Here is a 19,186-nt window from a genome sequence, read left to right on the forward strand (position 1 = left end):
GGACGCGCCGCAGGCACGCGGCCTCGCGCCGGACGGGCTGCGCGCGCCGGTCACGACCGGCGGGCCGGTCGCGGGCACGACGGTACGGGCGGCGATCCGCACCCGCCATTTCGCGGGGCTGTATGCCGGCGGTCTGATCGCGTCGTTCGGCGTGTTCGTACCGTTCGTGCATCTCGTGCCGTATGCAACCGATCACGGCATCGCGGCGACACGGGCGACGCTGCTGCTCGGCGCGATCGGCGTCGGCAGCACGGCCGGACGCTTCGTCCTCGGTGGCCTCGCCGACCGGTTCGGGCGGCTGCCGTCGCTGCTGGCGATGTTCGTGGGGATGGCGCTGTCGCTCGCCGCGTGGCCGTGGCTGGGCGGCTTCTGGTCGCTCGGCGTCTTCGCGCTGGCGTTCGGCGTGTTCTATGGCGGCTGGGTCGCGCTGATGCCGGCGCTGGTGATGGACTGGTTCGGCGGCCGCAGCGTCGCGGGCATCATCGGCGTGCTCTATACCGGCCCGGCGTTCGGGACGCTGCTGGGGCCGAGCGGCGCGGGCTATCTGTTCGACGCGACGCACAGTTACACGCTCGCCGCCATGCTGGGGGCGGGCGCCAATCTGGTCGCGGCTTCCATCGTCGCCCTCGCGGCGCGGTCGGCGGTGGCGCGTCACTGATCCCGGCACGCCGGACAGGCGGCGAGGCCGCGCCCCGCCGCCCCCGGTCCGCGGTCGCGTGCGCTCAGGCGGCCTTGCGCAGGCCGGCGTTCTGATAGACGGCGGTTTCGAAATCGTAGTAGCCGACGACGGACGTGACATCGGCGAACGGCAGGATCTGCGTCGCCCAGAAGCCGCCGATGCCGCTCGCGCGGTCGATCCAGTAGAACAGGTTGGCGAGCCCGGCCCAGGCAAGCGCACCGGCCGGGCGGCCCGTCGGCGCCGGGATATCGTTGATCATGAACGTCAGTGCCCAGGATTTCGGCATGCCGGGGAAGAACTCGGCATCGTTCGACAGCGACTTGATGACGCCGGGCAGCATCTTGATCTTCTTGTCGCCGAGGCCGTTCTGCACGGCCATATGCACCGTCTCGGCCTTCAGCACACGCCCGCCCTCGCCCGCGCCGTCGTTGAGCCACATGCGGATGAAGCGGCAATAGTCACCCACCGTCGCATACAGGCCGTGGCCGCCCATGTGCACCTCCGGCTCCTGCGGCAGCATGAAGTCCGGCATCGGCGTGAGGCCGCCGTCCTCGCCGCGCGCGTGGACATGCGCCAGCCGCGACTTCATGTCCGGCGTCATGGTGAAGGCGGTGCTGGTCATGCCGAGCGGCTTGAAGATGCGCTCGGCCATTACCTCGCCGAGCCGTTTGCCGGTGATCGCCTCGACCACCTGCCCGGCCCAGTCGATGTTGGAGCCGTATTCCCACTGCTCGCCCGGATCGAACAGCAGCGGGGTCTTCAACGCCGCGAGCGTGCCGGTCACGACGCTCGGCTGACCGTGCTCCTGCGCCAGACGGGCATAGTTGACGTTGAAAAAGTCATAGCCGAGGCCGGCGGTGTGCAGCAGCAGCATGCGCGTGGTGATGTCGCGCTTGGGCGCGCGCAGGCGCGGGTTGCCGTCGGCATCGAAGCCGTCGAGCACCTGCAGCGCGCCGATCGCCGGCAGGTATTTCTTGGCGGGCGCGTCGAGATCGAGCTTGCCCTCCTCCACGAGCTGCAGGCAGGCGGTGCCGGTGATTGCCTTGGTGGTGGAGAAGATGGCGAACACGGTGTCCGTCGTCATCGCCGCGCCACCGAGCGTGCGTTCGCCCGCCGCACCCTCGTAGATGTTGCCGGTGCGGTCGGTTGCCATCGCAACGACTCCCGGCACGCGCGGCGTGCCGGTCGTGACGCGGTGCAGCACCGCATCACAGGCCGATTTCAGGGAATTGGACATGGTGGCGTGTTTCCTTGCCTGTTGTGCTACGCACGCAAGCACGTGCCGGCGGCTTCTTTGCCCCGACCAGACAGTAGCCAGTTGCACCCCGGCTGGAAAGCGGACGCGTGGGCGTGGTCCACCCACCGACGCGGACGCAGGGAGATCAGCCGTCCGGCCGCGCGAGCCAGTCCAGGTGCCGCGCGACCGACCGGTCGAAGGCCGCGCGTCCGTCCGTCGGGATGACGAGGTTCCAGAACGCGCCGTAGATCGCATCGAAGTCCAGATGCGACAGCCGCCGCGCGATGCCCTCCACGGCCGCGGCCCCGAGCGGGATGAAGTTCGGATAGGACCGCATGAAACCGACATGCCGGCGGTCGGCGACGACCTGCACGATGTCGCCGCTGAGCAGCGCGCCCGCCCCGCCATGCCCGTCCGCCCAGTGCAGCACCGTCCCGCCTGGATAATGGCCGCCCGCGCGCACGAGCGTCAGCCCAGGCAGCAACGCTTGCGTCTCCCCCTCCCACGGCACGATGGCGGGATCGGGGCGCATGATCCAGTCGCGGTCGGCGGCATGCAGATGGACGGGGACGCCGCCGAAGGCGCGGCTCCATTCGACGCAGCTCGTGTGGTAATGCGGGTGCGAGATCGCGATGCCGGCAAGTCCGCCGAGCGCGCCGATCAGCGTCACCAGCGCGTCGTCCACCAGGCTGATGCAGTCCCACAGGATGTTGCCCGCCGGGGTGCGGACCAGCAGCGCGCGCTGGCCGATCCCGAAGGCGGGCGCGATACCGATGCCGAGCAGCGCGCCCTCCATCCGCACGCAGGCCATGTGGCTGCGGCGCAGCCGCGCAAGCGTGGTCCAGGCCTGTCCGGTCGCGGCGACATACTGGCGCTCGTCGGAGCAGATGGCGCAGGCATCGGGCGCCGGACCCGGCGCGTACTGCGTCCCGCAGGTGACACAGATCGCGGCGTCAGTCATGACACGGGCGCCTCGGCGAGAAGCGCGCGCAGGCGGAACTTTTGCACCTTGCCGCTCGGCGTGCGCGGTAGCTCGTCGAGGATCGGCAGGCGTTCCGGCATGTAGTGACGCGCCATGCGCTGTGCCTCCAGATGCGCGCGCAGGCCAGCGAAGTCGAGGGTAGCGCCCGCGCGCAGCCGCACCACCGCGCAGGCGCGTTCGCCGAGGCGCGGGTCCGGATAACCGACCACGGCGACCTCGGCCACGGCAGGGTGGCGGAAGATCAGCGATTCGACCTCCACGACGGGGATGTTCTCGCCGCCGCGGATGATGATGTCCTTCGACCGGCCGCAGATGCGGATGTAGCCGGCGGCGTCCATGCGCGCGAGGTCGCCGGTGTCGAACCAGCCCTCGGTGTCGGTGTTGTCGAGATCGGGACGGCCGAGATAGCCCGCGAAGTTCGAGCAGCCGCGCACCTGAAGCCGCCCCTCGCTGTCGGCCGGCAGCGCGGCGCCCCGCGCGTCCACGATCCGCACCTCCATGCCGTCGAGGGCGGTGCCGTCGGTGCCGGTGATGCGCGCCTCGCTGTCGTCCGGGCAAGTGGTCGTCACCGCGCCGTTCTCCGACATGCCCCAGGCGGAGATGACCGCGCAGCCCAGCGCGGCACGGGCGCGCGCCACCAGCGCGGGCGGGATCGGCGCGCCGGCCGAGACGAAGACGCACAAGGTCGACGTCCCCGCGCCGCTTCCGCCCACATGCTCGGCAAGATCGTTGAGGAACGGCGTCGCCCCCATGGTGAAGGTCGCACCGGTCTCGCGTATCTGCGCCGCCATCGTATCCGGCGCGAACACGTCCTGCAGCACCGACGTGGCGCCCAGCATCACCGGCAGCACGACGCCGTACATGAAGCCGAGCTGATGCGCGAGCGGCGAGGGCATGTGGATCACGTCCCCGGCGCCGAGCCCGAGCCGCGCCGCGAACGGTACGAGGTTGGACAGCATGGTGTTCGACGTGTGCATGACGCCTTTCGGCTCGCCCGTCGTGCCGCTGGTGTAGAGAAGCTGGATCACGTCGTCGGAATCGGGCCGCCGGTCGGCGCCGTCGGTCGCGCCGAGCAGACTGTCGAACCCCTCCGTCCCCGCCGCGCCGGCGATGCGTACATGCGCGAGCGTCGGCACCGCGTCGCGCACGGCATGGGCGAGCGCACGGTGGTCATGGCCGCGGAACGACGACGCCGTGATCAGCACGCGGCTGCGGGCGTGGCCGAGCATGAACCGCAGCTCGCGCTCGCGGAAGATCGTCATCAGCGGATTTGAGACCGCTGCCGCCTTCAGACAGGCGAGGTGGAGGACCGTGAACTCCCACCAGTTCGGCAACTGGAAGGACACGACCTTGCCCGGCGTCACCCCGAGCCGACGCAGCCCGCACGCGGCCTCCGACGACAGGCGGTCCAGTTCCGCATAGGACAGGGTCCGCACCGTGCCGTTCTCCGCCCGCGTGGCGTGGACGGCGGGCTTGTCGGGCGTCGCCGCGACGGCGCGGGCCAGATGGTCGAGCAAGGTCATGTCGCGCCAGTGTCCGGCCGCGCGCGCGGCAGCCCCCCCGGGACAACAGCCGTGTGCGGTCGAAGTCCATGCGGCGTTCCCTCCCCCCTGGCACCGGCATCTGGCGGCCGGCTTGCTGTCGGCGCGGCAGGATCAGCCGCCGCGCGCCCCGTGCTGCACGGCGACGCGTCCGGCGCGCTCGCGCGCGACGATCAGCTTCATGATCTGCGCGGTGCCGTCGCCGATCTCCAGCCCCATGATGTCGCGCAGCCGGCGTTGATGCGGCAGCTCCATCGACCAGCCGTAATGCCCGTGGGTGAGCAGGCATTGATGGATCACGTCCACCGCCGTCTTCGGCCCCAGCCATTTGCACATCGCCGCCTCCGCCGTGTGCGGCAGACCGGCGTCGCGCAGCCGCAGCGTGTGGTAGCAAAGCTGCCGCACCGCGGCGAGCAGCCCCTCTCCCTCCGCCAGCGGAAAGCTGACGCCCTGATACTGCGCGATCGGGGCGCCGAAGGCGGGCCGTTCGGTGACATAGCGCCAGGTCTCGTCCAGCGACGCCTGCGCCGCCGCGACGCATTGCAGGCCGATCAGGGCGCGGCTGTAGTCGAAGCCGCCCATCACCTGCGCGAAGCCCGCGCCCTCGTCCGCGAGCCGGTGCGCGAGAGGCACCCGCACGTCGTCGAAGAAGATCGAGCCGCGCCCGATGCAGCGGCTGCCGAGATCGTCGAATCGCGTCGTCGTGGCCCCCGGCGCGTCCATCGGCACGAGAAAGGCCGACACGCCGCGCGCGCCGGATTCCGCCGGGCCGGTGCGGGCGAAGACGACGGCCATGTCCGCCTGATCCGCCATGCTGATCGACGATTTCTCGCCGCGCAGCACATAGGCGTCGCCGTCGCGCCGCGCGGCGAGCGCCAGATGCGCGGCGTCCGATCCGCCCCGCGGTTCGGTCAGCGCGATGCAGACCAGCGCCTCCCCCGCCGTGATGCGCGCGATCCAGTGCCGCGCCAGCGACGGATCGGCATAGCGGGCGATGATCTGGCCGCACAGCGAGGCGAGGAGCGGCACATAGGCGACATTCGGATCGGCGTAGCCGACCGCCTCCATCGCGAGGCCGGCGGTGACGCTGTCGGCGCCGAAGCCGCCCGCCGCCTCCGGCAGATCGGGGCCGATCAGCCCCAGCGCGCCCATCGCGCGGACCAGCGCGCGGTCGATGCGCCCCTCCGCCTCGCGCGTGGCATAGCCGGGCGCGATCCGCTCGGCCGCGAAGCGCCGTGCGGTCTCGACAAAGGCCTGCGCCGCCGGATCGAGCGGCAGGAGGGGCGTCATCGCGGTGTCTCCCGTCAGCGCTGGAAGCGGCGGAAGTCGGGTTTGCGCTTCTCGTTGAAGGCGCGCACGCCCTCGCGCGATTCCTCGGTCGCGTAGTACATCGCCAACGACTGCATCCCCATCGCGCCGATGCCGCGGATGTTCTCGCTGTCGGCGTTGAACGACCGCTTGGCGATCGCGATCGCCGTCGGGCTGCGTTCCAGGATTTCGGCGCACCAGCGGGCGACCTCGGCGTCGAGCTGGTCGTGCGGGACGACGGCGTTGACGAGGCCCATCGCCTGCGCCTCGGCGGCGGTGTAGCGACGGCAGAGGTACCAGATCTCGCGCGCCTTCTTCTCGCCCACGACGCGCGCGAGATAGGCGGTGCCGAAGCCGGGATCCACCGAGCCGACCTTTGGCCCGACCTGCCCGAACTGCGCGCGCTCCGACGCGATCGTGAGGTCGCAGAGCGTCGCGAGCACGTTGCCGCCGCCGATCGCATAGCCCTGCACCCGCGCGATCACCGGCTTCGGCACGTCGCGTATGATCGACTGCAGCTCCTCCACCGGCAGGCCGATCAGGCCGCGCCCGTCGTAATTGCCGCTATGCGCCGACTGGTCGCCGCCGGTGCAGAAGGCGCGGTCGCCCGCACCCGTCAACACGATCACCCCGATCGCCTTATCCCAGCCGGCGCGGTTGAAGGCGTGGATCAGTTCCTCGCAGGTGCGGCCGCGAAAGGCGTTCATCACCGCCGGTCGGTTGATGGTGATGGTGGCGACGCCGTCCGCCGCGTCGTACAGGATGTCTTCGTACTGCATGTGGGCGCTCCCTTCCCGCTCAGCCGGCCATGGTGAGGCCGCCGGACACGCTGAGCACCTGTCCGGTGACATAGGCGGCATCGTCGCTGGCGAAGAACAGGATGGCGCCGGGCAGGTCGTCGGGCGTGCCGATGCGGCCCATGGGCACCGCGCGGCGGAACGCCTCCTCCAGCTTTTCCGGATTGCCGGCGCCGCGCTTGTAGCCCTCGAACAGCGCGGTATCGGTGGGACCTGGACAGACGACGTTGACGGTGATGTTGTGGCGGGCGTGCTCGCGCGCGAGCGTCTTGGAAAAGCCGAGCAGCCCCGCCTTGCAGGCGGCATAGACCGCCTCGCCCGACGAGCCGACGCGCGCCGCGTCGGAGGCGATGTTGACGATCCGCCCGGCGCGGCGCGCCACCATGCCCGGCAGCACGACGTGATGCATGTTGAGCGGGCCGGTGAGGTTGATCGCGATCAGCTTCTGCCATTCCTCGGGCGTGGTGTCGCGGAACAGGCGGAAGACGTCCCAGCCGGCATTGTTCACCAGCACGTCCGTGGGGCCGAACGCCGCCTCCGCCGCGGCGACGGCGGCGGCCACCGCCGCATGGTCGGTGATGTCGCAGGCGAAGGCGCGCGCGCGTCCGCCGTCCGCAGCGATCGCGTCGGCCACGCGGCCGGCGGCTGCGGTGTCGATGTCGAAGACGGCAACGATGGCACCCTCGGCCGCGAAGCGCCGGCAGGTGGCGCCCCCGATGCCGCCGCCGCCGCCGGTGACGATGACCACCTTGTCCCTCAGCCCCCGCATCGACCCCTCCAAGCTGGCATCCCGAATGTATCAATGGTATGCTACATCATGCAGAATATGGCAAGACATTGATGGATTATCCGGACGAGATGGCACCCCTGCACCCGGCGCAGGACGCGGCGGCACGGTTCGATGTCGCCAACCGGCTGTTCCTGCGGCTGTACCAGGCGTCCAACCTGTTGCATAAGACGGGCACGCGGGCGGTCGCGCGCTATGGCGCGACGACGCAGCAATGGGCGGTGCTCGGCGCGCTGTCGCGGCCGCAGGCGCGGGCCGAGGGGATGACGGTCAAGGATCTGCTGACCTTCCTGATGGTCAGCCGGCAGAACCTCAGCGCCGTGCTCGACCGGCTGGAAGCGGCGGGACTGGTGGAGCGGGTGCGGGTGCGCGGCGACGGGCGGCTGCGCCATGTCCGGCTGACCGCGCAGGGGGCCGCGGTGTGGGCGGAGATGCGCGGCAGCATCCGCGCCTATTACGACGAGGCGCTGGCCGGGTTCTCCACGCAGGATTGCGTGACGCTGTTCCGCCTGCTCGACCGGCTGCGCGACGGCCTCGCCGCGCTGTCCGGCGGCGAGGCGGACGCATGACGGCGTTCAGCGGCGGCGCAGCAGACTGACCGAGGCATAGGCGCCGAGCCACGATCCCGCCGCCGCGAACACGACATAGAAGGCGTTCTGCGTGTAGCTGATCACCGCGAAGGCCGAGAGAAGATACCACGCCCCGCTCCAGTTCGCCGCGACGACCCGGCGGCGGGCGGCGACGGCGGCGTTGAAGAACACATAGGCGGCGTCCGTGACGGCCGTGGAGCCGAGGACGCCGACGGCGATCAGCGGATTGAATGGGGCGGACATGCGGGCTCGCTCCGTTGCGTTCGGCGTGGGGTGGCCCGAAGATGCCGCGAAAAGCAACGGGGTGGGGGATGTTCGAGGGCTTCGCGCGTCGCACGGTCACGGTCGGGGATCACGACATCGCCTGCGTCGAGGGCGGGTCCGGGCCGCCGGTGCTGCTGCTGCACGGCTATCCGCAGACCATGGCGATGTGGGCCCGCGTCGCCCCGATCCTCGCCGCGCGGTATCGCGTCGTCTGCGCCGACCTGCGCGGCTACGGCGCGTCGGCGAAGCCGCGCTGCCTGCCGGACCGGTCGAATTATGCGTTCCGCGCCATGGCGGCGGATCAGGTCGGGCTGATGCGCGCGCTGGGCCATCCAAGCTTTCACCTCGTCGGGCATGATCGCGGCGGGCGCACCGCGCACCGGCTCGCGCTCGATCACGCCGACGCCGTCCGTACGCTGACGGTGATGGACATCGTACCGACGCACGCGATGTTCATGGAACTCGACCGCCATGTCGCCGGCGCCTACTGGCACTGGTTTTTCCTGGCACAACCCGAGCCGTTTCCCGAGCGGCTGATCGGCAACGATCCCGATTTCTTCTACGAGACCTGCCTGGTCGGCTGGGGCGCCACGACGATCGCCGATTTCGACGTGGAGATGCTGGCGGCCTACCGCGCGGCATGGCGCGATCCGGCGATGATCCACGGATCGTGTTCGGACTACCGCGCGGCGGCGGGCATCGACCTTGTGCACGACGCGGCGGATATCGACCGCAAGGTCGCGTGCCCGACCCTTGTCGCGTACGGCGCGGGCGGCGTGATGGCGCGGCGCTACGACATCGCGTCGAAATGGCGGGAACGCTGCACCGACGTCACGGCGGCATCGCTGCCGGGTGGGCATTTCTTCGTCGACCAGCATCCGGACAAGACCGCCGCGGTCCTGCTGGAGTTCCTCGCGGCGCACGAGACGTCGACATGACGTCCGGCGCGGTTTGACGCCTCACAAAAACCATCTATAGGGTCGTTGCCGCGAAACATGCGACGGCGGGCTGGGAGGAACAACGGATGCGACGCCTGGAAATCAAGTCCTGCATCCGCGCGGCCGCCGCCCTGGCGTTGCTTGTCTGCACAGCGGGCACGCGCGCGGTCGCCGAACCGCCTGCCCCGGCCGTCATCAAGATCGGCAGTCTTCATGCGGCATCAGGGGCGTATGCGTCGATCTCCATGCCGGTCTATGACGGGCTGAAGCTGTGGATCGACCGCACGAACGCCGACGGCGGGGCCTTCGTGAAAGCCTATGGCCGCAAGATCAAGCTGCAACTGATCTCCTATGACGACCAGAGCAATCCCGGCACCGCCGCGACGCTGATCAACCAGCTGATCACGCAGGATCACGTCGATCTGCTGGTGGGCGATTCCGGCTCGGTGCTGACCGCCGTCGCGGTGCCGATCGCCCGCGAGCACAAGATGATGCTGTTCGATCCGACCGGCACCGGCGCGAAGTTCTTCACGCACGACAACCCCTATATCGCGCTGCTGGCCGATCCCGCATCGACGATCTGGCCGAAATACCTGGCCGATTTCCTGATCAATCAGGGCGTGAAGGACGGTCTGAAAAAGGTCGCGATCCTGTACTCGACCAATGATTTCACCAGCACGCAGCACGAGGCGCTGGTCGGCTTCATCAAGGCCAGCCACGCGCCGATCGACATCGTGTTCGATCAGGGCGTGCCCACCAGCACCTCCAACTACACCACCCTGATCGGCAACATCGCGGCAGCGTCGCCGGACGCGGTGATCGAGTTGGGGTATGTCGGCAACGACATCGCCTTCCTGCGCAACCTGCAGGACAGCGGCCAGACGTTCCGCTTCATCTTCGCGCTGTATCCCGGCATCGAGACCGACGAGATCGTCAAGAATGTCGGCGCGCAGGGCATCGACCACGTGTTCAGCTATGTCACCGCGCAGGCGCTGGACTACAAGCCAACCGTCGGCATGGATGTCGCCACCTATCGTCAGGCGTTCGAGACGGCGTATCGCAGCCAGGGCGTGGCGTTCGGCTTCAACGCCATCGCGGGCTACACGGTGGGGCTGATGATCGGCCAGACGCTCGGCGCGGCGGACAGCCTGGATCAGCTGGCGCTGCGCCGCGCGCTGTTCGCGCAGTCGGGGCATGTGCGCACCCTCGACGGCCCGTTCGAGCTTGACGCGACCGGCCAGCAGATCGGCGAAATCACGCCGCTCGGGCAACTGATCGCGCATGGCAACACGGTGACGAACGTCGTCGTCTATCCGCCGTCGCTCGCGACCGGCAAGCCGGTGTACACGACGCCCTGACGGTCGGCACGGCCGGCACCGCGATCCGCATGTTGTACCATGCCGTGCTCGGCGGGCTGGTCTACGGGCTCTATTTCACGCTCGTCGGCCTCGGCCTGAACCTGATGTTCGGCGTCATGCGCATCGTCAACCTCGCGCATGGCGACGTGATCATGCTCGGCGCCTATGCGGCCTGGGCGCTGTTCACCGCATGGGCGGTGCATCCGCTGCTGGCGGCGCTGGCGATCCTGCTGGCGTTCACCGCGATCGGGATTCCCGTCTATTACCTGATCGTGCCGCGCCTGCTGCGCGCGCGCGACGCGGAGATGCTGTCGCTGATCCTGTTCTTCGGGCTGCAGCAGATCATCGAGGCGGCGGCGACGATCGCCTTCGGCACCACGGAACGGTCGATCCCGGGGCGTGTGCTCGGCCATCATCCGGTGCGTATCCTCGGGCAGGTGCTGCCGGCCGCCTGGGTATGGGCCGGCGCCGTCAGCGCCGTGTGCGTCGCCGCCCTGTATCTGTACCTGTATCACAGCCCGCCCGGCATGCTGACCCGGGCGGTGATGAGCAACCGCGAGGAGGCGAAGGCGAGCGGCATCGACGTGGACCGCGTCTGCTCCCTCGCCTTCGGCATCGCACTGGCGCTGGCCGGCATCGCGGGCGTGTTCGCGCCCTTCATGCTCGGCAGCGTGACGCCGGCGATCGGCCCCGACCTCAACATCGCGGCGTTTGCGGTGATCGTGATCGGCACGCTCGGCAATCCGATCGGAACCGTCCTCGGCGGCATCATCTACGGCGTGTCGCTGATGCTGATGCAGACCTTTCTCAGCGCCTGGGCCAACCTGTTGCCGAACCTGCTGCTGATCGCGGTGCTGCTGGTGCGCCCGTCCGGCCTGCTCGGCCGCCGCGTGCGGCGGGCCTGACATGGGGCGCGGCTGGCGCGAGCTGTGCCTGATCGTGCTGCCCACCGTCGCGATCGCGGCGTGGGCGCCGAACCTGTACGGCAACGTCCTGCTGCTGTTCAACTTCGTGCTGTACATCACCCTGGCGCAGGGGATGAACGCCATCTACGGCTTCACCGGCTATCTGCCGTTCGGCTATGTCGGCTTCTTCGGCGCCGGCGCCTATGGGTTCGCGATCGCGGCGATGGCGGGTGTGCATCCGGCGGCGGCGCTGGCGGTGGCGGGCGGCGCCGGTATCGCCCTCGGCCTGATCCTGACGCCGCTGCTGCGCCTGTCGGGCGCGTATTTCGCCATCGCCAACCTCGCCGCCGCGCAGGCGGTCTATCAGGTCGTCGCGAACCCCGCGCTGGCCCCCATCACGAAGGGTCCCTACGGCGTTTCCCTCTCGGCCGTGTTCGCGCCGCGCGCGAGCTATCTCGTCGCGGTCGCGCTGATGGGGGCGACGATGGCGGCGATCGTGTGGCTGCGCAACGGGCGCTTCGGGCTGGCGCTGATGGCGCTGCGCGACGATCCGGTCAGCGCGGCCTCCGCCGGCGTCAACATCGTCCGGGCGCGGACGATCGCGTGGCTGCTGTCGGCCCTGGTCGCATCGCTCGCCGGCGGGGCGTTCGCCTGGCAGATCTCCGTGTTCTACCCGGAGACGGCGTTCGACATGAGCATCAGCATCTTCGCGATCGTGTTCACCCTGTTCGGCGGCGCGGGCACGTTGCTGGGGCCGCTGATCGGCGTGCTGCTGCTGTATGGCGTCTACAACTGGATCGGCATCGCGGTGCCGCAGTATTTCCAGCTGATCTATGGCGCGCTGATCGTCGTGCTCGTGCTGTTCCTGCCGAACGGGCTGGTGTCCCTGCTGACGCAGCGGGGGATACGTGTCCCCTGAGCCGCCGCCCCTGCTGGAGGTGCGCGACCTCGTCAAGCGCTTCGGCGGGTTCCGCGCGCTCGACGGGCTCAGCCTTGACCTGCGCGCGGGCGAGGTGCTGGGGCTGGTCGGGCCGAACGGGTCGGGCAAGACGACCTGCATCAACACGATCGGCGGCCTGCAGCGGCCCGACGGCGGCGTGGTCACCTATGACGGCCGCCGCATCCCCGGTCTGCGCCCGCATCGCCTGTCGCGCCTCGGGATCAACCGCACCTATCAGTCGCCGCGCCCCTTCGCATCGCTGACGGTGCGGGAGAACGTGCTGGTCGCGGCGACCGAGGGATGCGGGTCCACGCCCCCCGACCTCGACACGCTGCTGGCCTCGCTCGGGCTGGCGGGACAGGCCGCGCGGCCGGCGGGCGAGCTGAACAGCGCGGAGCAGAAGACGCTGGACCTGGCGCGCGCGCTGGCGACCGCGCCGCGGCTGCTGCTCGTCGACGAGCTGGCGGCGGGGCTGAACCCCACGGAATTGCTGCGCATGGCCGAACGTCTGCGCGCCCTCGCCGATCGCGGCATGGCGATCCTCGTCGTCGAGCATCTGATGGGCTTCATCGAACGGGTGACCGACCGCGTCATCGTCATGAACGCGGGACGCGCGATCTTCGGCGGCCGGCTTGCCGAGGCGGTGCGCGACGGCGACGTGAAGCGGGTGTTCCTGGGAGGCGCGCATGGCGGATGAGCTGCTGCGCGCTTCCGGCCTGGAATCCGGCTATGGCGGCGTGCAGGTGCTGTGGGGCGCGGACATCGCGGTGGCGGCGGGGGAGACGGTGGTGCTCCTCGGCGCCAACGGGGCGGGCAAGACGACGCTGCTGCGCGTGCTGATGGGCCTGATGCCGGCATGGCGCGGCACCATCACGCTGGACGGCGCCGCCGTCACGCATGAGACGACCGACCAGCGCGTCCGGCGCGGGGTCGCCTACATGTCCGAACTCGGCGTGTTTCCTGACATGACGATCGCGGACAATCTGCGTATCGGCAGCCGTTTCGCCCCGCGCGCCGCACGGGCGGCGGCGATCGACGCGCTCTATGCGCGCTTCCCCGACCTCGCCGGCAAGCGGCGGTCGCTGGCGGGCAGCCTGTCCGGCGGCCAGCGCAAGATGCTCGGCATCGCCAAGGCGCTGGCCGGGCGCCCGCGCCTGCTGGTCATGGACGAGCCCTCGGCCGGACTGTCGCCGCTCTATGTGGCGGAGGTGCTGGCCGTCCTCGGACGCTTCCGCGCGGAGGGGCTGGCGCTGCTGATCGCCGAGCAGAATGTCGCGTTCCTCGACCTCGCGGACCGGGTCTGCACGCTCGAACGCGGCCGGACGGTGTTCACCGGCACGACGGCCGAGCTTCATGCCAACGACGCGCTGGAGCGCGCGTATTTCGGTCTGACCTGATCCGCGCCGCCGCCGCCCGTCGCCTACCGCCCGCCGTCTAGCGCCGGACGTTGGTCTTCGCGAGGTCGATCACCTCGTCGGTGCGGCCGTTCAGCACCGCGCGGACCATGTAGAGCGTGAAGCCCTTGGCCATCTGCGCGGTGATCTTGGGCGGCATCGCCAGCTCCATGCGGGTCACGACGGCGTCCACCACCACCGGCCCGGGATGGGCGAGCGCCTCGGCGACCTTCGCCTCGACCTCAGACGGGTCCTCGATCCGCACGCCCTTGATGCCGACAGCCTCGGCCATCGCGGCGAAGTTGGGATTGTCGAGCCCGGTGCCGGTGTTGAGGAAGCCCGACGATTTCTGCTCCAGCTCGATGAAGCCGAGGGCGCCGTTGTTGAACACGACGATCTTCGCCGGCAGCCCTAGCTGCTTGAAGCTGAGCAGGTCGCCCATCAGCATGGTGAAGCCGCCGTCGCCGGACAGCGAGATCACCTGTCGCCCGGGAAATGCCGCCTGCGCGCCCACGGCCTGTGCCATCGCGTTCGCCATCGAGCCATGCCAGAACGAGCCGATCAGCCGGCGGCGCCCGTTCATCGCGAGGTAGCGCGCCGCCCAGACCGTCGGCAGGCCGACATCGCAGGTAAAGACCGCATCGTCGGCGGCAAGTTCGCTGAGCACCCGCGCGATGTGCTGCGGATGCAGCGGGCCGCCCTTGCGCCCCGTCGCGAGGTCGTCGAGACCGCGGCGCGCGTCGCGGTAATGGTCGAGCGCGCGGTCCAGATGCGCACGGTCAGGCCGCGCCGTCAGCTTCGGCAGCAGCCGCGCGATGGTCGGCCCCACGTCGCCGATCAGCCCGAGATCCACCGGCACCCGCCGTCCGATATTCTCGCCACGCAGGTCGATCTGCACGATCCGCGCCTTCGCCGGATAGAACTGGCGATACGGGAAATCCGTCCCCAGCATCACCAGCGTCTCGCACGCCTCCATCGCGTAGTAGCCCGAGGCGAAGCCGATCAGCCCGGTCATGCCGACGTCATAGGGATTGTCCCACTCGACATGCTCCTTGCCCTTGAGGGCATGCACGATCGGGGCCTTCAGCGCCTCGGCCAGCGCGAGCACCTCGGCATGGGCGCCGGCACAGCCGGAGCCGCACAGCAGCGTGGTGCGGCCTCCCTGGTTCAGCAGCGCGGCGAGCCGGTCGAGGGAGGGGTCGTCGGGCACCACGACCGGGGGCGCCGGCAGCAGGCCGCCGGGCTTGGCGGGCGGCGCCGGAATGGCCTGCCGCAACGCGACGTCCCCCGGGATGACCAGCACGGCCACCGCCCGGTGGGTCGTCGCGTGCCGGATCGCCGTCTCCAGGGCGCGGGGCATCTGGGCCGGGTCGGCGACCAGCTCGCAGTACGACGAGCATTCCCGGAACAGGTTTTCCGGGTGCGTCTCCTGGAAATAGCCGGACCCGATTTCGGCCGAGGGGATGTGGGCGGCGATCGCGAGCACCGGGACACGCGAGCGATGACAGTCGAAAAGACCGTTGATCAGATGCAGGTTGCCCGGCCCGCAACTGCCGGCGCAGACCGCGAGCGCGCCGGTCAGGTGCGCCTCCGCCCCGGCGGCGAAGGCCGCCACCTCCTCGTGGCGGACGTGCAGCCAGGCGATGCGTCCCTGCCGGCGCAGCGCGTCGGTCAGGCCGTTCAGGCTGTCCCCGACGATGCCGTAGATCCGCGCGACGCCCGCCGCGGCGAGCGTGTCGACGAACTGCTCAGCAACCGTGGCCGCCATCGCTCTTCCCTTATCGTAATGTTGTCATCTACCGTGGATCTATGCACGCATGCCGCGACATGGTGCACTCCGGCCGCCGATCCGGCAATCGGAACGGACCGGCACCGCCGACCCGTTCGCCTGCGCGTCGCAACCTGATGGGGAGAGGCCTGTGACAGCCTACCGTAAGGAAACCGATAGCCTCGGCGAGGTCGAGGTGCCCGCGGACCGGCTGTGGGGGGCGCAGACCCAGCGGTCGCTGGAACATTTCAGCATCGGCAAGGATCTCATTCCGCGCGAGATGATCACCGCCTATGCGACGCTGAAAAAGGCGTGTGCGCATGCCAACCACGCGGGCGGACGGCTCGATGCGCGGGCGCATGACCTGATCGTACAGGTGGCCGACGAGATCCTCGCCGGCCAGCACCACGACATGTTCCCGCTGCATGTATGGATGACCGGCAGCGGCACCCAGTTCAACATGAACGTCAACGAAGTGATATCCAACCGGTGCTGCCAGCTCGCCGGCACCCCGCTCGGCAGCAAGGCGCCGGTGCATCCGAACGATCACGTCAACATGTCGCAGTCGTCCAACGACAGCTTCCCCTCGGCCATGTATATCGCGGCCGCGGTCGGCGTCACCGGGCGGCTGGTGCCGGCGGTGCGGGCGCTGCACGACGCGATCGCGGCCAAGGCCGAGGAATGGCGCGACATCGTCAAGATCGGCCGCACCCACATGCAGGACGCGACGCCGATCACGCTCGGGCAGGAATGGTCCGGCTATGCCGGCATGCTCGCCGACGATCTGGCGCGCCTCGACGCGGCGCTGGGCGACGTGTACCGCCTCGCCCTCGGCGGCACCGCGGTCGGCACGGGCATCAACGCGGCACCGGGCTTCGCCGATGCCGCCGCGGCGGAGATCGCCCGGCTGACCGGCCTGCCGTTCGTCAGCGCGGCCAACAAGTTCACGGTGCAGGGCGCGCATGACGCGCTGGTGCATCTGTCGGGCACGCTGCGCACGCTGGCGGTGTCGCTGTACAAGATCGCCAACGACATAAGGCTGATGTCGTGCGGTCCGCGCGCGGGCTTCGCCGAGCTGCTGATCCCGGAGAACGAGCCGGGATCGTCGATCATGCCCGGCAAGGTCAACCCGACGCAGGCGGAGGCGCTGACGATGATCGCCGCACAGGTCATCGGCAACGACGTCGCGGTCGGCCTCGGCGGCGCCGGCGGCTATCTGGAGATGAACGTCTACAAGCCGGTGATGATCTTCAACATCATGCACTCCATCACGATCCTGAGCGACGGCTGCGTCAATTTCCGCCGCTTCCTGGTCGAGGGGACGAAGCCGAACGTCAAGCGCATCGCCGAATATGTCGACCGCTCGCTGATGCTGGTCACCGCGCTGGCGCCGGTAATCGGCTATGACAAGGCCTCGCGCATCGCCCATCACGCGATGGACCACGATCTCACGCTGCGCGCCGCCGCCCTCGCCCTCGGCTACGTCACCGAGGCGGAGTTCGACCGCATCGTCGATCCGGCGAAGATGGTCCACCCCTACGTCGCAAGCGATGCCTGAGCACGCCCCGCAGCGCACACGAAAAGGGTCGCCGCCATGACCGCATCCGACGACACGACCGGGCCGCACGGACCGGCGCTGCTGCGCGATCCGCGCCGCAACCGGGGCAGCGCGTTCCCGGCGGCAGCCCGCGCCGCGCTCGGCATCGAGGGGCTGCTGCCACCGGTCGCCGACACGCTCGACGTACAGGTCGCGCGCATCCATGCGCAGATGCAGCTGCTCGACCACGATTTGCTGAAATACCTGTTCCTCAGCGACCTGCAGGCGCGGAACGAGACGCTGTTCTATGCCGTGCTGATGTCCGACCCGGCCGCCTTCATGCCGCTGGTCTACACGCCGACGGTGGGCGACGCCTGCCGCGCCTTCGACCACATCTATCACACGGCACGCGGCCTTTATCTGCCGATCACGGCGAAGGGCCGGCTGCACGAGCTGTTGGCCAACTGGCCGGAGCCGGACGTGCGCTTCATCGTCGTGACCGACGGCGAGCGCATCCTGGGCCTCGGCGATCTCGGCGTGGGCGGCATGGGAATCCCGATCGGCAAGCTGGCGCTCTACACCGCCTGCGCCGGCGTGCCGCCGGCCCTGACCCTGCCGATCACGCTCGACGTGGGGACCAACAACCACGCGCTGCTGGAGGACCCGCTCTATCTCGGCCTGCGCCAGCCGCGGGTGCGCGGGGCCGAATATGACGCGTTCATCGACGAGTTCGTCCAGGCGGTGCAGGCGCGCTTCCCGAGGAGCTGCCTGCAATGGGAGGATTTCGCGAACATCAACGCGGTGCCGATCCTGCAGCGCTACCGCGACCGCATCTGCACCTATAACGACGATATCCAGGGCACCGCCGCCGTCGCGCTGGCGGGCATCATCGCGGCGCTGCGTGTCACGAAGTCGAAGCTGGCGGAACAGCGCTTCCTGTTCCTCGGCGGCGGGTCCGCGGCGACCGGCATCGCCGAGCTGATCAGCGAGGCGATGGCGCTCGACGGCATGCCGATCGAGGCGGCGCGGGCGCGGTCATGGCTGTTCGACATCGGCGGCCTGATGGTCGGCACGCGCAACGACCTCGCGGACTTCCAGAGGCCGTTCGCGCACGATCACGCACCGATCGACCGGTTCGTCGATGCGGTGGAGGCGCTGCGGCCGACCGCGATCATCGGCGTCAGCACGGTGCCGAAGCTGTTCAACCAGCCGGTGATCGAGGCGATGGCCCGCATCAACGAGCGGCCGATCATCTTCCCGTATTCGAACCCGACCTCGCGCTCCGAATGCACGGCGGAGGAGGCGTACACCTGGTCGGACGGCCGCGCGATCTTCGCCAGCGGCAGCCCCTTCCCGCCCGTGCAGGTGAAGGGCAAGACGATGATCCCCGGACAGGGCAACAACGTCTATATCTTCCCCGCCATGGGCATGGCCGTGCTCGCGACCGAGGCGAAGCGGGTGACGGAAGCGATGTTCATCGTCGCCGCCCGCGCCGTCGCCGAGCAGGTGACCGAGACGGATCTCGACCAGGGGCTGATCTACCCGCCGGTGAGCACCATCCTCGACGCGTCGCTGCGCACCGCGACGAAGATCGCCGAATACATCTTCGATCACGACCTCGCCGGCGTCCCGCGTCCGGCCGACATCGCCGCCCATGTGCGCGCGCGGGCCTATAAGCCGGCCTATCCGCCCGCGCCGTGACGGCAACCACGCCCGGATGCTGACCACACCGGAGCCGGCGCCGCTCGACGAGGTGGCGCATCTCTCGCTCATGGTCGGGCGGCTGCTGCTGGCCAACGGCGCCGACACCGCCGAGGTGCAGGCGCTGGTGGAGCGCTTCGCCGGCGCCCATGGCTGCGAGGCGCAGCTGATGATCAGCTATGAGTCGCTGCTGCTGACGGTCGCGTCCGGCGACCGCTTTCGCACCAAGACGGGTCGGCGGGTGCCGGCGATGAATGTCGGCCTACACATCGTCCGCGCGGTGACGCGTATCGTCGATGACGCGGTGGCCGGCCGCGCCACGCTGGCGGAGGCGCGCGCGGCGCTCGACGCGGCGGAGCATCACCGGCCCGAATACAGCCGCTGGGTCGTGGTCGTCGCCCTCGGGCTGACGGCGGGCAGCCTCGCGCGGCTGTTCGGCGGCGACTGGCCGGCCTTCGCC

The 19,186-nt window shown here is 69.7% G+C and carries 19 protein-coding genes; 11 read left to right on the forward strand and 8 right to left on the reverse strand.

The features are described from left to right. The coding region (locus B8460_RS12325; protein ID WP_048861900.1) for an MFS transporter at window positions 1-658 on the forward strand (658 nt) is incomplete at its 5' end. A 64-nt stretch (window positions 659-722) separates the two neighbouring features. Here the strand turns inward: B8460_RS12325 and B8460_RS12330 are convergent. From B8460_RS12330 to badH, 6 genes are all read right to left on the reverse strand, one after another. Then, window positions 723-1,916, reverse strand: coding sequence for a methyl acetate hydrolase AcmB (locus tag B8460_RS12330; RefSeq protein WP_048861901.1), 1,194 nt, complete (start codon window positions 1,914-1,916; stop codon window positions 723-725). 145 nt (window positions 1,917-2,061) lie between these two features. Beyond that, a complete protein-coding gene (locus tag B8460_RS12335; protein ID WP_048861902.1) occupies window positions 2,062-2,877 on the reverse strand; it encodes an MBL fold metallo-hydrolase in 816 nt (271 codons plus the stop codon). Further along, window positions 2,874-4,421: an AMP-binding protein gene (locus B8460_RS12340; protein WP_084623590.1), complete on the reverse strand. Its 1,548-nt coding sequence runs from the start codon at window positions 4,419-4,421 to the stop codon at window positions 2,874-2,876. The genes B8460_RS12335 and B8460_RS12340 overlap by 4 nt, the downstream gene beginning before the upstream one ends. A gap of 132 nt (window positions 4,422-4,553) precedes the next feature. Beyond that, window positions 4,554-5,729 (reverse strand): acyl-CoA dehydrogenase family protein, encoded by a 1,176-nt coding sequence (locus tag B8460_RS12345; protein ID WP_048861903.1) that lies wholly within the window; start codon window positions 5,727-5,729, stop codon window positions 4,554-4,556. A gap of 14 nt (window positions 5,730-5,743) precedes the next feature. Further along, complete coding sequence (gene badI, locus B8460_RS12350) at window positions 5,744-6,526, reverse strand: 2-ketocyclohexanecarboxyl-CoA hydrolase (RefSeq protein WP_048861904.1); 783 nt, start codon at window positions 6,524-6,526, stop codon at window positions 5,744-5,746. Window positions 6,527-6,545: 19 nt separating this feature from the next. Continuing rightward, entirely contained in the window at window positions 6,546-7,313 is a 768-nt protein-coding gene (gene badH / locus B8460_RS12355) for a 2-hydroxycyclohexanecarboxyl-CoA dehydrogenase (protein ID WP_048861905.1), read from the reverse strand. A gap of 71 nt (window positions 7,314-7,384) precedes the next feature. Here badH and B8460_RS12360 point away from each other — a divergent pair, with 71 nt between their 5' ends. Then, window positions 7,385-7,900, forward strand: coding sequence for a MarR family winged helix-turn-helix transcriptional regulator (locus B8460_RS12360; protein ID WP_199445637.1), 516 nt, complete (start codon window positions 7,385-7,387; stop codon window positions 7,898-7,900). A gap of 6 nt (window positions 7,901-7,906) precedes the next feature. On the opposite strand, the gene B8460_RS12365 is transcribed toward B8460_RS12360, so the two are convergent. Beyond that, entirely contained in the window at window positions 7,907-8,164 is a 258-nt protein-coding gene (locus B8460_RS12365; RefSeq protein ID WP_048861906.1) for a hypothetical protein, read from the reverse strand. A gap of 41 nt (window positions 8,165-8,205) precedes the next feature. On the opposite strand from B8460_RS12365, the gene B8460_RS12370 reads away from it, so the two are divergent. The 6 genes from B8460_RS12370 (at window position 8,206) to B8460_RS12395 (ending at window position 13,723) form a co-directional block, all read left to right on the forward strand. Then, window positions 8,206-9,123: an alpha/beta fold hydrolase gene (locus tag B8460_RS12370; RefSeq protein ID WP_241771180.1), complete on the forward strand. Its 918-nt coding sequence runs from the start codon at window positions 8,206-8,208 to the stop codon at window positions 9,121-9,123. Between the two features lie 86 nt (window positions 9,124-9,209). Then, window positions 9,210-10,481 carry an ABC transporter substrate-binding protein gene (locus B8460_RS12375; protein ID WP_048861908.1) on the forward strand — a complete coding sequence of 424 codons (1,272 nt, stop codon included), beginning with the start codon at window positions 9,210-9,212 and terminating at the stop codon, window positions 10,479-10,481. Between the two features lie 29 nt (window positions 10,482-10,510). Then, window positions 10,511-11,386, forward strand: a complete 876-nt coding sequence (locus tag B8460_RS12380) for a branched-chain amino acid ABC transporter permease (RefSeq protein ID WP_241771181.1) — start codon at window positions 10,511-10,513, stop codon at window positions 11,384-11,386. Window position 11,387: 1 nt separating this feature from the next. Further along, complete coding sequence (locus B8460_RS12385; protein ID WP_048861910.1) at window positions 11,388-12,305, forward strand: branched-chain amino acid ABC transporter permease; 918 nt, start codon at window positions 11,388-11,390, stop codon at window positions 12,303-12,305. Further along, window positions 12,295-13,023: an ABC transporter ATP-binding protein gene (locus B8460_RS12390; RefSeq protein WP_048861911.1), complete on the forward strand. Its 729-nt coding sequence runs from the start codon at window positions 12,295-12,297 to the stop codon at window positions 13,021-13,023. Before B8460_RS12385 ends, B8460_RS12390 begins: the two co-directional genes overlap by 11 nt. Next, on the forward strand, window positions 13,013-13,723 hold the full coding sequence (locus tag B8460_RS12395) for an ABC transporter ATP-binding protein (RefSeq protein WP_048861912.1): 711 nt from the start codon (window positions 13,013-13,015) through the stop codon (window positions 13,721-13,723). The genes B8460_RS12390 and B8460_RS12395 overlap by 11 nt, the downstream gene beginning before the upstream one ends. A 37-nt stretch (window positions 13,724-13,760) precedes the next feature. Here the strand turns inward: B8460_RS12395 and poxB are convergent, their stop codons facing one another. After that, window positions 13,761-15,488 carry a ubiquinone-dependent pyruvate dehydrogenase gene (gene poxB / locus B8460_RS12400; RefSeq protein WP_048861913.1) on the reverse strand — a complete coding sequence of 576 codons (1,728 nt, stop codon included), beginning with the start codon at window positions 15,486-15,488 and terminating at the stop codon, window positions 13,761-13,763. A 151-nt stretch (window positions 15,489-15,639) separates the two neighbouring features. Here poxB and fumC point away from each other — a divergent pair, with 151 nt between their 5' ends. From fumC to B8460_RS12415, 3 genes are all read left to right on the forward strand, one after another. Continuing rightward, window positions 15,640-17,046, forward strand: coding sequence for a class II fumarate hydratase (gene fumC / locus B8460_RS12405; RefSeq protein ID WP_048861914.1), 1,407 nt, complete (start codon window positions 15,640-15,642; stop codon window positions 17,044-17,046). A gap of 36 nt (window positions 17,047-17,082) precedes the next feature. Then, window positions 17,083-18,726, forward strand: a complete 1,644-nt coding sequence (locus B8460_RS12410) for an NAD-dependent malic enzyme (RefSeq protein ID WP_048861915.1) — start codon at window positions 17,083-17,085, stop codon at window positions 18,724-18,726. 16 nt (window positions 18,727-18,742) lie between these two features. After that, a partial coding sequence (locus tag B8460_RS12415) for a threonine/serine exporter family protein (RefSeq protein WP_048861916.1) occupies window positions 18,743-19,186 on the forward strand: 444 nt, incomplete at its 3' end.

The sequence above is a fragment of the Acidisphaera rubrifaciens HS-AP3 genome (genome assembly GCF_000964365.1).
GTDB lineage: Bacteria > Pseudomonadota > Alphaproteobacteria > Acetobacterales > Acetobacteraceae > Acidisphaera > Acidisphaera rubrifaciens.

Excerpts from the sequence above, each read along its gene's own strand:
- B8460_RS12360 (WP_199445637.1), top strand. The coding sequence starts at position 7,385 with ATGGATTATCCGGACGAGATGGCACCCCTGCACCCGGCGCAGGACGCG.
- B8460_RS12385 (WP_048861910.1), top strand. The coding sequence starts at position 11,388 with ATGGGGCGCGGCTGGCGCGAGCTGTGCCTGATCGTGCTGCCCACCGTC.
- B8460_RS12410 (WP_048861915.1), top strand. The coding sequence starts at position 17,083 with ATGACCGCATCCGACGACACGACCGGGCCGCACGGACCGGCGCTGCTG.
- B8460_RS12375 (WP_048861908.1), top strand. The coding sequence starts at position 9,210 with ATGCGACGCCTGGAAATCAAGTCCTGCATCCGCGCGGCCGCCGCCCTG.
- B8460_RS12340 (WP_084623590.1), bottom strand. The coding sequence starts at position 4,421 with ATGACCTTGCTCGACCATCTGGCCCGCGCCGTCGCGGCGACGCCCGAC.
- badI (WP_048861904.1), bottom strand. The coding sequence starts at position 6,526 with ATGCAGTACGAAGACATCCTGTACGACGCGGCGGACGGCGTCGCCACC.
- B8460_RS12380 (WP_241771181.1), top strand. The coding sequence starts at position 10,511 with ATGTTGTACCATGCCGTGCTCGGCGGGCTGGTCTACGGGCTCTATTTC.
- badH (WP_048861905.1), bottom strand. The coding sequence starts at position 7,313 with ATGCGGGGGCTGAGGGACAAGGTGGTCATCGTCACCGGCGGCGGCGGC.
- B8460_RS12370 (WP_241771180.1), top strand. The coding sequence starts at position 8,206 with ATGCCGCGAAAAGCAACGGGGTGGGGGATGTTCGAGGGCTTCGCGCGT.
- B8460_RS12365 (WP_048861906.1), bottom strand. The coding sequence starts at position 8,164 with ATGTCCGCCCCATTCAATCCGCTGATCGCCGTCGGCGTCCTCGGCTCC.
- poxB (WP_048861913.1), bottom strand. The coding sequence starts at position 15,488 with ATGGCGGCCACGGTTGCTGAGCAGTTCGTCGACACGCTCGCCGCGGCG.
- B8460_RS12345 (WP_048861903.1), bottom strand. The coding sequence starts at position 5,729 with ATGACGCCCCTCCTGCCGCTCGATCCGGCGGCGCAGGCCTTTGTCGAG.
- B8460_RS12395 (WP_048861912.1), top strand. The coding sequence starts at position 13,013 with ATGGCGGATGAGCTGCTGCGCGCTTCCGGCCTGGAATCCGGCTATGGC.
- B8460_RS12335 (WP_048861902.1), bottom strand. The coding sequence starts at position 2,877 with ATGACTGACGCCGCGATCTGTGTCACCTGCGGGACGCAGTACGCGCCG.
- B8460_RS12330 (WP_048861901.1), bottom strand. The coding sequence starts at position 1,916 with ATGTCCAATTCCCTGAAATCGGCCTGTGATGCGGTGCTGCACCGCGTC.